The sequence below is a fragment of the Paenibacillus sp. MY03 genome, from assembly GCF_002165585.1.
Classification (GTDB): Bacteria; Bacillota; Bacilli; order Paenibacillales; family Paenibacillaceae; genus Pristimantibacillus; species Pristimantibacillus agaridevorans.
Genome location: NZ_MXQD01000008.1, coordinates 46,229 through 58,796, shown reverse-complemented (window position 1 = coordinate 58,796; position 12,568 = coordinate 46,229). Strand labels below are relative to the sequence as shown.

Annotated in this window: 10 protein-coding genes and 1 tRNA gene; 5 read left to right on the top strand and 6 right to left on the bottom strand. The window is 51.6% G+C overall.

The genetic code is table 11. From position 1 onward, the window contains the following. Window positions 1-3 precede the first annotated feature (3 nt). On the bottom strand, window positions 4-576 hold the full coding sequence (locus B1748_RS09395; protein WP_087567639.1) for an NAD(P)/FAD-dependent oxidoreductase: 573 nt from the start codon (window positions 574-576) through the stop codon (window positions 4-6). Between the two features lie 88 nt (window positions 577-664). Continuing rightward, window positions 665-4,456: a TSCPD domain-containing protein gene (locus B1748_RS09390; protein WP_087567638.1), complete on the bottom strand. Its 3,792-nt coding sequence runs from the start codon at window positions 4,454-4,456 to the stop codon at window positions 665-667. A 204-nt stretch (window positions 4,457-4,660) separates the two neighbouring features. Between B1748_RS09390 and B1748_RS09385 the strand changes: the two genes are divergently transcribed. The 3 genes from B1748_RS09385 (at window position 4,661) to B1748_RS09375 (ending at window position 8,492) form a co-directional block, all read left to right on the top strand. Beyond that, window positions 4,661-6,490: a DEAD/DEAH box helicase gene (locus B1748_RS09385; RefSeq protein ID WP_087567637.1), complete on the top strand. Its 1,830-nt coding sequence runs from the start codon at window positions 4,661-4,663 to the stop codon at window positions 6,488-6,490. Beyond that, window positions 6,487-7,434: a YqhG family protein gene (locus tag B1748_RS09380; RefSeq protein ID WP_087567636.1), complete on the top strand. Its 948-nt coding sequence runs from the start codon at window positions 6,487-6,489 to the stop codon at window positions 7,432-7,434. The genes B1748_RS09385 and B1748_RS09380 overlap by 4 nt, the downstream gene beginning before the upstream one ends. 125 nt (window positions 7,435-7,559) lie before the next feature. Beyond that, window positions 7,560-8,492 (top strand): hypothetical protein, encoded by a 933-nt coding sequence (locus tag B1748_RS09375; protein ID WP_087567635.1) that lies wholly within the window; start codon window positions 7,560-7,562, stop codon window positions 8,490-8,492. Here B1748_RS09375 and B1748_RS09370 read toward each other — a convergent pair. Further along, window positions 8,483-8,677: a YqzE family protein gene (locus B1748_RS09370; protein WP_087567634.1), complete on the bottom strand. Its 195-nt coding sequence runs from the start codon at window positions 8,675-8,677 to the stop codon at window positions 8,483-8,485. The genes B1748_RS09375 and B1748_RS09370 overlap by 10 nt on opposite strands. A gap of 151 nt (window positions 8,678-8,828) precedes the next feature. Here B1748_RS09370 and B1748_RS09365 point away from each other — a divergent pair, with 151 nt between their 5' ends. Beyond that, the gene (locus B1748_RS09365; RefSeq protein ID WP_087567633.1) at window positions 8,829-9,518 is read left to right on the top strand and encodes an N-acetylmuramoyl-L-alanine amidase family protein; all 690 of its coding nucleotides are present in this window, start codon (window positions 8,829-8,831) and stop codon (window positions 9,516-9,518) included. Here B1748_RS09365 and B1748_RS09360 read toward each other — a convergent pair. Then, window positions 9,483-10,370: a divergent polysaccharide deacetylase family protein gene (locus B1748_RS09360; protein ID WP_256975596.1), complete on the bottom strand. Its 888-nt coding sequence runs from the start codon at window positions 10,368-10,370 to the stop codon at window positions 9,483-9,485. The genes B1748_RS09365 and B1748_RS09360 overlap by 36 nt on opposite strands. 197 nt (window positions 10,371-10,567) lie before the next feature. Here B1748_RS09360 and B1748_RS09355 point away from each other — a divergent pair. Further along, window positions 10,568-10,651, top strand: a tRNA-Leu gene (locus B1748_RS09355). Window positions 10,652-10,797: 146 nt separating this feature from the next. Here the strand turns inward: B1748_RS09355 and B1748_RS09350 are convergent. Together B1748_RS09350 and B1748_RS09345 are read right to left on the bottom strand one after the other, a co-directional pair. Next, the gene (locus B1748_RS09350; protein ID WP_087567632.1) at window positions 10,798-11,436 is read right to left on the bottom strand and encodes a GyrI-like domain-containing protein; all 639 of its coding nucleotides are present in this window, start codon (window positions 11,434-11,436) and stop codon (window positions 10,798-10,800) included. Window positions 11,437-11,495: 59 nt separating this feature from the next. Continuing rightward, window positions 11,496-12,485, bottom strand: a complete 990-nt coding sequence (locus tag B1748_RS09345) for a DUF4432 family protein (RefSeq protein WP_087567631.1) — start codon at window positions 12,483-12,485, stop codon at window positions 11,496-11,498. Between the last annotated feature and the right edge of the window lie 83 nt (window positions 12,486-12,568).

Here is a 12,568-nt window from a genome sequence, read left to right as displayed (position 1 = left end):
AGACTAACCGTTCACTTTCAGTACGTCATGATCGACATAACGGGCACCGTTAAGCTCGCTGATCACATTAATAGCGACCTTCGCGCCGTCTCCCGCGGTAATAATCGTATGCATGCTTACGCCTGCAACAGTGCCCGCTGCCCATACGCCGGCCACGCTAGTTTTGCCTTCCGCATCGCAATCCACAATACTTTTGATGCGCGGCTCCGTTCCCGGCTTCACCGCCACGCCGCTAGCTTCAGCCAGCTCAACCGACATGCCGGTTGCTAAAATGACGTGCTTCGCCTCGTAGACCGTGCCATCCTCCGCTTGCACACGGAGGTTCTCGCCTGCAGTCTCCAGTGCAACCGCCTTGGAAGCAACCAGTTCCGCTCCGTGTTTAGCCGCTTGCTTTCTGCCTGTCTCTACGAGATCCGGCCCGCTGATTTCGGGCGCGCCGTAATGATTTTCGATCCAAGCCCTTTTAGTAACACTTTGATCGGCGTCCAGCACGATCGTTTTTTTGCCAGCCTTGGCCGTAAAGATAGCAGCGCTCGCTCCTGCAGGTCCAGACCCGATAATAGCAACATCATACATGTCAATCGCTCCCTTCGATCTCTAGGTTTGTCTATCTATTCGAGTATACCAGAACAAACCGTAAGCTTTCAAAAGGGAACCAACTTTCTTAATTACACTTACTAAACCCGCATACCGTACATTGTTTGCAGCCTTCGATACTCATTAATGTAGCGGAGCCGCAAGAAGGACAGAGATCCGGATGAGCCTCCATTTCGGCCTTATGTTTGAAATGATCTCGCGGGGAGCCGGTTTCCGAGTCGGTCGCGTAGTTGGGATAAGCGCCCGTTCCGTTCGAACCAGCTTGAGCTGCCGCCAGCTCATCCGATACGATCTCCGACTGGAAGACAACGTCAAGCGGTTCCAGACCGCCTTCTACATGCATTTCCAGCGCCTTCGCGACGGCATCGGCAATAGATTCTACGCGATTCGGACCAAAGCCGATCGCTCCGGTGCCACCGATCCCCTTTAAATGTTTGACCAGCAGCTTCACTTTGCTGCCGTGGTCGCCGTAACGCAGGAACAGCGAGCATACGCGGCCGAGCGCCTCCGCCATGGCGAACACGTCGGAACCGGCCTTGCCAACGTTGAGGAATATTTCCGCCGGCGAGCCGTCCAGATCGTTAATCGTAATGTAGGCCATACCGAACGGCGTGTTCATTTTGTAGGTCGCTCCGCGCAAGACGGACGGGCGGCGCTTGTATTGTTTATCCATAGATACAGGATTCTCCAGGCTGGATGTATCTGTAAAAGTCGATGGAACAGTGAGGTTGCCTGTCTGTTCAAATTCTGTCGGAGATTCCGCTTTTTCTTGGGATTCCGCATCGGACTTTTCTACATCCTTGACGGAGAACTCCTTCTCTCCCGCCGACAGTACTTGCACATCCCTGCTGCCGTCGCGATAGATCGTGACGCCTTTGCAGCCCAGATCATAAGCCAGCTCGTAGAGATGCTTCGTCTCCTCAACGGTGAAATCTGCAGGACAGTTGGCCGTCTTGGAGATGGAGCTGTCGACCCAACGCTGGATGGTCGCCTGGACCCGAATATGATCCTCCGCCGAGAGACTCATCGCCGTCACGAAATAATCGGGAAGCTCCTCTCCGGGATGCTCATCCAGCCATTGCTGCGCGATCGGCACAAGCTGCTTGTCGTAACCCAGCCTGCTCTGCCGGTAATATTCGAAGGCGAAGTAGGGCTCGATACCCGTCGACGTGCCTACCATCGTGCCCGTACTTCCTGTAGGGGCTTGCGTCAGCACCGTTACGTTACGAATACCGTCCCTGCGGATCGCCTCGCCAACCTCGGGATAGGCCGCAACCAGCTCTTTCATAAATCCGCTTTGGAGATATAGATCCGCATCGAACGCCGGGAACGAACCTTTCTCCGCCGCAAGCCGGGAGGATGCCAGGTACGCCTCCTTCGCAATAAAGCCGAACAAACGGTCCAGGAAATCAATCGATTCCTCTCCCCCATAACGGATTCCCAGCTTGATCATCAGCTCCGCCAGACCCATGGTGCCTAGTCCGATTCGCCTCTCCAGCTTCTGATTTCGTTCATTTTGCTCAAAGTGGTATGGCGTCTTATCGATGACATTGTCCAGGAACCGCACGGCAGACTGGGTCACTTGGGCGAGCTCATCCCAATCCACGTCCCCCCGTTTCGCTTCATAAAACTGGGACAAGTTCACGGCGGACAGGTTGCATACTCCCCAGCCCGGCAGGCCCTGCTCTCCGCAGTTATGAACGACCATGCCACCAGCAATTAAGGAGTTCGTTACTGGCTCATGAATATCAAATACAGGAATTTCCTCGTCGGCCTCGGAAATACTCGACACCTTGGAAATAAACTTCTCGGATTTTCGCGAAGGACGAGCAATACGATTCAAGGCTTCCTGTTTTCTTTGAATGTACTTAAATCCAATTTCTTTATGGAAAACAACGATGTTGTTCCCACTCAGGATCAATTCGAAGAATGGGTTGCTTTCATAGGTCTTCTCTTCTCCGTCAATCGTTGTATAAGAGAAGGCTGCCTGATCCCGCTTCGGACGAGGATAGATTTGGCCATGTATCCCATAGTTCAATAATAGCTGCTGGACATCTCTAAGCAATGTCATGGAAGCTGAGGTCAAACGAACAGTACGATGCATTTCGTCTTTATCGTACACAGTTCCATCAGCGCAGAACAAAGCTTGCAGAAAAGAGGTAACGGTTTCTTTGGTCGAGGTAAAAATTTGCTCCGGTACGGACTTCTTCGGCGCGCTTATCGCTTTCACGCCGATTTCCAGCAATTTGTCCCGGAAAGCCTTCCTCCACCAAAAGAGATTAAAAGTGCCATTCTCTCGTTCGAACAGCTTAGCATTTGCTCCGCTCAGCTGTTCGCCTGCAGCAATGATAAGCGGTATGATTTCGGCATCGTCCTTGCCGAACGCCATTCCAATGTCGCCCCTTTTGGATAGCCAACCATCGCCGATCAGCCATCCGAGAAACATTCCCCAAGTTTCTCCAAGTTTATCCTGTCTGGCAAACAAACCTTCACCTGATTGAATATAGACGGAATCCTCTTGGGAAAGCTCCCTTGCTTCCTTCCATCCGCTATTCGTATAAATTCTGTGCTCAGGCGTCACTTTCAATTGCATCCCGTTTTTTAATTCGATGCTTAATGTCTTTTTGACTCCTGTAAAAAAAACGGACGCCTGTCTAATCGATACCCCTGGAGTTTCATAGGATCTGCCGTTCACAACTCTTGCCTGCTCTACAAGGCGATTATCGGTTGCAATTCGAAACGCTTCTTCGGCCTTTAACTTAAATAATTCGGATATTTTAATTAATCCATATTCCGTTGAAATTCTTGTATCCGGATGGAAACAAGGATTCGTTGATACGATCGGATTAAAATACCAACTATTAGATTGCTTGTTATACCGCTCCATAAACACGACGCCCGGTTCCGCGGAACGCCATGCCGACTCCATGATGACATGCCATATTTCTCGCGCGGGTATCTTGCGATAGGTAACGACCCGCTTGCCGAGCTCGCGCCACTTTGCCAAATCTCCGTCCCACAGCTCGTCGTAACCCGTTTCCTTCGTGTCCGGGAATACAAGCTCCCACTCCAGATCCCGTTTCACCGCATCCATAAAGGCGTCGCTCACGCAGACAGAGAGATTTGCGTTCGTTACCTCGCCCATCTTCTGCTTCACCGTAATAAACTCCAGCAGATCGGGATGCCAGTCGTTAAGCATGATCATTAAAGCGCCCCTGCGCGAACCACCTTGCTCAATAAGCCCCGTAGCATAACTGAAAAGGCCGCCCCAGGAGACGGATCCGCTGGAGGAGCCGTTAACCCCTGCCACGACGGCGCGACGAGGTCTAAGCGAAGAGAGATTCATCCCGACGCCGCCTCCTCGAGCCATAATCTCCGTCATGTCGCCCAGCGTCGTCATGATGCCGCCGCGGCTGTCCTTCGGCGACGGTACGACGTAACAGTTAAAAAGCGTAAGCTCGTCGCTGGCTCCCGCTCCCGCCATAATGCGTCCGCCCGGCACAAGCTTCCAGTCTTGCAGCGCATCGAGGAACCGCCCTTCCCATTCTACGCGTTTATCGGGGCGTTCCTCGGCAGAGGCGATAGACTCCGCAAGACGGTTCCACATGCCGGTTGGCGTAACCTCTAGAGGCAGCACAAGCTTGTCTGCGGTCGTCTCCACCGAGTCTCCTCCACGGAGTTGAACCGTAACTTCATTTCCTTGGCGAGCGGTGACTACCCCTACTTCCTTCGTCGGGAATTTAGGATCGTCCTTTACAAGCACGAGCACCGTATCGCCAGGTTTGCATAACTGACCGTTAGGATGTTTTTTGGCATACCGATCAAGAAATATTTTTTCGCTTAGACCTTCGAGCCGCATGGGTATTCTCTCCTTTGTTTTTGCATTCCGAGAATAAATTCACAATTACGGACACCGACAACATCTACATATAGTATACCTCACATATTATATCACACTATATATGGATATTCACTTCATTTTCCAGTCTGTCTTATGATTATGGTCCAACAAGGCAATACTAATGACAACTTCACCCTTTTTTTAGAATGGAAGGAGCTTCCTATGACCGATCAACTTACGTCTCCGCACCAGCCGTCCAGCACGGGATCGGCAAGCAGCGATACCGCCGTTACGCGTAGACTTCATCCTCTGGTCGATCTGCAATTCGACCGTTCCTGGTACGACGAGCTCCAGAATCGAATATCCCGAGGCGGTCCGTGGGATGACTGGACGTTATACCAGCTCGCTATGGAAGCCGAACATGCCAAGCGCGTTGAGAGTTTCGAAGAATTGCAATGCCTGCGCTCGTTGCCGGACTTCGAGCCTCTCCCCCACCAGATCGGCACGGCCGGCAAGGTGCTGCATGAAATGGGAGGCCGTGCCATTCTCGCAGATGAAGTGGGACTTGGCAAGACGATCGAAGCCGGGCTTGTGCTCAAGGAATATATGGTCCGCGGCCTGGTCAAGCGAGCGCTTATTCTCGTTCCCGCTTCTTTAGTATTGCAATGGGTGCGGGAACTCAACCAGAAATTCGGCATTTCGGCCGTCGCCCAGAAACGGGATCATACTTGGGGTTACGACGTCGTTGTCGCCTCCATCGACACCGCCAAGCGGGATCCCCATCGGGAGCTCGTGCTGGGCACCGACTATGATCTCATCATTATCGACGAAGCCCATAAGCTGAAGAACAAAAAAACGACGAACTATCAGTTCGCCAACCTGCTTCGAAAAAAATATTGCCTCTTGCTGACGGCAACGCCGATCCAGAACGATCTCGACGAGCTGTACAACCTTATTACGCTGCTCAAACCGGGACAGTTAGGCGGGCAAAGCGAATTCGCCGCCAATTTCGTCGTGGATAAACGGCTGCCGAAAAATGAAGATCAGCTGCAAGAGGCTCTGTCGAATGTCATGATTCGCAATCGGCGAGGCGACGGAGGCATTCACTTTACCAAGCGGTTCGTTAAAAACATCCCGCTCTCGCTGTCCCAAGATGAGAAGGCGCTATATGATGCCGTCACCGGATTTGTGAAAGAACGTTACGAAGAAAGCGAGGGCGACATGACCAGCATGCTGTCGCTCGTTACTTTGCAGCGCGAAGTATGCAGCAGCCGCGATGCCGTCTTCCTGACGCTGGTCAATCTGTTCAAGAAAACGTCGGAGGATTCTCCGCTCCGGGCCAAAATCTGGGGGCTCGTCGAAAAGATCAAAGGCATTAAAGCCAATACGAAAGCAGAGAAAGCGATGGAGCTTGTAAAGGAGATGAACGAAAAAGTCATCATCTTTACGGAGTATCGGGCGACGCAGGAATATCTGCTGCAATTTTTCCGCGCTAACGATATGATCGCCGTCCCCTATCGCGGCGGCATGAACCGTGGCAAAAAAGATTGGATGATGGACCTCTTCCGCGGCAGAGCTCAGGTTATGATCGCAACGGAAGCCGGGGGCGAAGGCATCAATCTGCAATTCTGCCACAACATGATCAACTTCGACCTGCCATGGAACCCCATGCGCGTGGAGCAGCGGATCGGACGCGTGCATCGACTCGGCCAGACCGAAGATGTGAAGATCTACAATCTGTGCACGCTCGGCACGATCGAAGAGCATATCGTAGGTTTGCTGCACGAAAAGATCAACTTGTTCGAGCTCGTGATCGGCGAACTGGACCATATACTGGAGAGGCTCGACGGAGGCGAATCGATCGAGAAGCGGCTGGCGAAGGCGCTGCTAGAAGCCGGAAACGAGCAAGAGCTGAAACGTCAGCTCGACGAGCTCGGCAGCTCCATATCCGAGCTGCGCGAAGGGGCGAAGTCCGAAGGCGGACTTGCCAAGAGTCCAGACTTGCTGGTAAAGCTGGACCGACTGGGGCAGACTGTGGAGGTGAAGCCGTGAACGAGAAACAAATCCATAAATTCGTTGGCCGATTTCTGGAAGCAACGGGCTGCTCCATCCTGGAGAAATCGAATGCCCATTATATGGTCAAGCTGTCTCCGGAAGCCGATCGAGAGCTGACGAATCGTCCCTATTACTGGAGCTTTGTTGACCGTGTAGGCGCGGAGCCGGAGACCATGACGTTTCTGTTTGTCACCGACAAGACTAGATACGAGACGATGCTGGAAGCGCCAGCTCCATCACCCGACTCCTCCGCCGGCGAAAGCCTTGCGCCAGCGGCGGATGCCGCCCTCGCACGATCGTTCGGCTTCGTCCACACGACCCTTGCTGCGCCCGCCCGCGTTCCTCGCGACGATCTCTATTTCGGCTCGCGCCGGCTGGATCAGCTGTTTGGTGCTACTCGAAATAAAGGCAGCTTTGTGTTCCTGTTTCAGGAACCGGACAAGCGCGGCGGAAATCCGTACAGCTCGACGCCTTATACGGCATGGCTCGGCATTAATATGCGAGTGGAGCTGACTTGCGATCGCAAGCGGGAGGAAATCCACAGCTTCGGCGTTTCGCTTGTGACCGGGCATATTATTGAAAACTTTCACGACCGTCTTCAGCATAAAAAACTTACGCCAAGACTCCCTGCCAATATTCATCTAGCCCGCAACGGCATATCCTACAACCGAGCGCTGACGTTAATTGAGCAGGCGTTGGAGCGTAAGCTCAAGGGATACGACTACACTTGGGCGGAAGGAGCCGCTGCGAGGCTGCAAGAGGAGCTTTCCCGCATTCAGGCTTATTACGAGCCGTTGCTGGAGCATGCCCTCCCCGAGAACAAGTCGGCCATTCAGGAACAATACATGCAGCGGCAAGCCGAAATCAAGTGGCAATACGAGCCGCGCGTGACGGCTTCCGCCATTAACTGCGGCATTTTCCATTTGGAAGGCATAGATTGATGACATTGTGACGGGAATCGTTTCATTACGGCAAAAGAATCGGTTCCCCGGCAGCTATTGGGCGACAGGTTGCAACAGTCTTCTTGGGGCTCGTCCGCTACAATGAATCCAGAGAGGTGATTGCTATGCGAACAAGCTGGAAGATCGCAACGGCCGCGACCGTTCTCGCGGTTATGTTAAGCATGTCGAGCGGGACGGACGCAAGAATTTATGCAACCGGACAAGCCATGACGACGCTGGACAAGGAACAAGACGTTACATTAAAAGAACAAGCACGGTTATGGGCCGAACAGCTAGCGAATTCTCCGGATGGAGCTTTTGCGGAATGGAAGGGAGCTTGGGTAAGCGCGACAGCGCTCGGACCCGGTACGCATAGCTGGCTCGTAATGATGAAACGAGGTCAAAATGTTGTCGGATATATGATTGTTTATGCCAAGGATGGCGGAGGTTATGTACTGGGCGAATACGGCATCGGGGAATACCCGCCCTTTAGCTCGGCAATATTAAAATCCGCTATAACCAGACTAGGTCTGAGCGAGACGTCCATGAAAGCGACTCGACTCTATATCCATCCTTTGCTGGCTGCTTGGCAAATATCGGGCGGCATTGCCGGTAATGGATCAATAACCGAAAATCATTATACAGATGCTTATTCGGGCGAACAATTGCCGATTGATGCCGGACAGTGGGCCGCTGCCGCTGCTCAAGCCGCCAACGCAGACAAGCATGGGATTAAAAACGCCCATGCTTCGATCTCTTCGGCTGGAGCCATGGCTTCTTTCGATCCTTATGGCCGATTGCCATGGCTCACCCAAAGTCCTTATTCGATTGCTGCCGATCCTCTATCCATTTTATCCGATGCCCTGCGAGACAATAGTGAGCTTAGGTACGTCAGCAAGTCCTTCAAGGGAAAGATGACGTATGTGTGGTCCGTCACGGGATATTCGGAGTGGTCGGGCGGAGAGCTGTTTATCTCGCTCGACAGCGAAGAGAATGCTCCGATCCGACGATATATACCTGCTTCCTTGCTGCAATCATTAGGATCCTTTTACCTTTGACGTCCTGTCCGACCTCGCCACCACATCATCAGACTCATGCCGCCGAATCCGAACCATCGCGTCAGCCAAGGCTCTTTTGCCGCTTTGGCTGACGTTTTTGCTTGCTTGCGCGTCTCTGCCGGCGTCTCCATATACGTAATGAATTGCTCCGTCATATACTTCACAAGATCGCTTCCGCCCTTCATCTTCGCCACCTCCAGCTTCTTATAATGCGAGTTGTTACGATCATTATTCCCGCTTTAGGTCGGTCATAATCATGTATGAGATTACCTCCGAACAGCCACGCTAACGTCAAATAAATCATTCTGATCCGGTCGCAGGAGGTTGACGTTGATCATGATTCGAACTTTGCTGACATTGCTTGTATTATTTATGTTTTTGGTTCATCCCGTTGCGGCGGCCGCCTCATTCCCTTCCCAGTCCAGCGATCGCTGGGCATTGCCAACGACTACCGTCATTATTGACGTTGGGCATGGCGGAATCGACGGCGGAGCATCGCATGGCGACCTGCTGGAAAAGGACATTAATCTAGCCATCGCGAGCAAGCTTTATTTGTTATTGCGAAGTCGAGGCATTGCCGCCGTCATGAACCGAACAGGCGACTATGCGCTCAGCGACGATAATCGCTGGCACCGTACCGGCTCCCGGCATAGGCGCGACCTGTCGCAGCGCCGAGGATTAACAGAAGAGATCGGTAGCGAGCTTATGGTCAGCCTTCATGTAAACTCGGCGCGCAACAGCAGGAAACGAGGTCCTCTTGTCCTGTTTCAGAACACGGGCGAAAGCGCCTTGCTCGCCTTCTGCCTGCAAGAAGTTCTTAATCGACAGCAAAATACTTCCGAGCTTCCGCGCGAGGGAAAACCATTTTATTTGCTGCGGAGAGTGGAGCAGCCTTCGGTCATTGTGGAGATGGGCTTTATCAGCAATGATCAAGATCGGAGCATGTTAACCGATTCACGCAAGCAACTCGAGATTGCCGAGGCGATCGCTTCAGGGATTGGGCACTACCAATGGGTCGCCAATTGAAGCACCTATAAGCTCCGACAGCTTCAAGATCTTTGCTTCCGCCTGCAAGCCCGGAATGGATTGCTGCAGCACAGCTGCCGTCTTGAGACCCGGGGAACCGACATGGCCGATCGTAATGGTACGATTATGGGTCTCCATATGCTTGCGAATAACGTTAACTTGCCTGGATATGTGCTCAGCCGTATACACATCGTCGAGAAACACATTGTTCTCGAGTACGGGTAAACCAATCTCTTGGGCCAGCTTGGTAACGACGGAGCGGTAGTTCGTCTTGCTGTCCAGGAAAAATAGACCGCGCTCTTTGCATACGGTTAGCACGACGCGCATGATACGTTCGTCTGCTGTTATTTTGGAGCCCATATGATTGTTCATGCCGACGGCATGCGGCACATCCGCAATTGCGGCCTCTACTCTCTCCCGCACTTCGGCATCGCTAAGATCGGCTGTAATGGCGCCGGGGCCCAACCAGTTCTTTTTGCCATGTTTCGGCTCCATAGGCATATGAATCAGCACGTCATGTCCGAGCTTGTAAGCTGCTTCGGCATCCTTCTTTGTCGTAGGCAAAAACGGCATGACGGCAGCCGTGATTTTTACCGGCAGCTTCAGCATCTCCTCCGTACCAGCCATCCCGTTGCCGAAGTCGTCGATAACGATCGAGACCGTTTTTTCGGTTCTAACGGATGGCTGAAGCGATTCAGACGGTTGATCGACTGCGGCTTTAAGCGTTGTGGGTTGCAAAGCAGCCGTTATAGCAAGAGTCATGGAGAGCACGGCTGCAGCCCGTTTCCATCTGGGCATCATCCTATTCGTATGCTGCACTTGCGGCGATTGACTAGTTTTTTTTCTATTCATTGTTCCGCTGCCCCCTAGGGTCTATTTTCTTTTTCCATCATCGATTCCTTCATTTACCTTTCCACGATTTATAAGGATTTATGTACCATGCCATTGCGCCGAGAAAATGATGGAATAAGCTGAAAATTTAAACTTTAGCATTGGCGTTGACTTTTTCTTGGAAGCCATGCTATTATAAATTTCGTTACTTCAGACATGCGGTCGTGGCGGAATTGGCAGACGCGCTAGATTCAGGTTCTAGTGGTGTAACAGCCGTGGAGGTTCGAGTCCTCTCGACCGCATCAACAAAAAGTCCAAGCTCAAGAGCTTGGACTTTTGATGTTTTTACCGGCACTCATTAGGATGTTTCTCCTCGATGATCGATCCACGAATGCCGAGGCGTCCAGCCTAACGTTTTCTTGGCCAATGCGTTGCTGACGATCGTTTTTTATTCGTTTTTCTCCACTCGAAAACGAAGCACGGTACGAAGCTTGTCAGCCTGTGTTTTCCTTGGGTCGGATATGTATATTTCCTTATGAAGCTTCGAGATTCGCTTTAACCCGTGCTCATCGCAATACCGCTCCATTTTAGCGAAGCTTTTCGGCTCATCGTCATATGAACCGTGGTGCATCATCTGGAGGCATAATCCTTCCTCCTGCTCGCCGAACATAACCTTGTCCAGCAAGACATGCGGCTTCTTCGCTTTTACGGTTTTCAGCACGTCCATCGCCAGCGGTTCCGTAACGAAATCCGGTTGTCTGATCATGATCGTATACAGAAGTTTATCCTTGTCCAGTACCTCTAATCCTCGTGCCTCTACCGCGAGATCCCATACTCCCTCCAAAGGGAAAATCGTATATTCGTAATACCCTTCCGGCGCCACGCCCTTTTTGGGCAGCATCTTTACCCCGTACGACAACGAGTACAAGACTCCGACGGCTTCCCGAAATGGTTCGTAATTGGGATTGCCCTCTCCGCTGATCATAAAATACCTGATGACAGGAACCTCGATAATGGCCGGCTCCTCCTTCGGCAGATACAAAGCTTTGTCGTTCTTTTTCCATTCGTATTTCGCGGTCACCGGCATTCAACTCCGAATCATTTTTCTCCATTTTAGAACATTTGTTCCTGTTTTGTCAAAAAAAATTAACTCACCGTTACTTCGAAGGTCAGCCAAGAACTGACGGTATGCCTGGGCGGAAAAACGATAGCTTGACCGGCTTTCGCCGCTTCGGCAAGTTTCAGCTTTGGAATCACGTTAAACATCTCCAGACCGATATTGTATTCGCAGCCATAAAAAGGAGCGCCGCTCGCAGGCTGGAAGTTTTGCCAATACCATAAATAAGGCCAGGTATTACCATCCCACGAGACATTTAAGCGAATTCCATCCTCCGGTCTTCGCAGCGTGTAACGATAATCCGGCGCCTCTATATACAATAAATCTCGCGCTGTACCCGGCGCAGCCATTTGCGATAGATCAATGCTTTGTCCGTCCTGCTTTGCGTGCGGCCAGCTCCAGCTTTCTCCGCTAACCGGATTGCAAACAACGGCGCCTTCCGAAAACTCGACCTTGGTTGCCTCAGTAAGGAACGGCTTGCCATAGGCCAGATGATGTCCCCAATTAGCATGCAATTCGACCGTTGGCGATTCATTCGTTATTTTTTCATTGATTCTAAAAATGGCTTCTCCGGATTTTAAACAGATTTCTTTTTCAATGAGAAAAGGCATCGAACGCAAGCGGTTAGTCAGCTTTATCCTCACTTCCGCTTCATTGTCGCACAATATCTCGTAATCCCAGGGAGTTACCGCAGATTCTCCGCGATGGATCATCGCATCGCCCAGCTCATGCGTGTAACTGACCTCCGGAAACATTTCCTGCCACCCTCCCGTATAGGTCGTCTGATAATCGGGAAACAGAGCATGAGCGGGCTGGATACCCATTCTGGTTACCCAAATCAAATCCATATCGGTCGGTTTGTGTAAAAACCGGATAGGTTCGCTGCCCTTGTCCAGCAGGATATGAATGAGCAAAAGCTCATTCTCCACAATGAGCGAACGATAACCTTTGTACATTAAATCATCGGTAATCCTGCAACCATAGTTGCGAAAGCTTCTGTACAGATTTGTTGCGTGCATATGCCAAATCCCCTCTCTAATCCTTTTGCATAATTGGCGAAATGTAATTTACTTATTGATTAAGATTATTGTATAATGGAGTC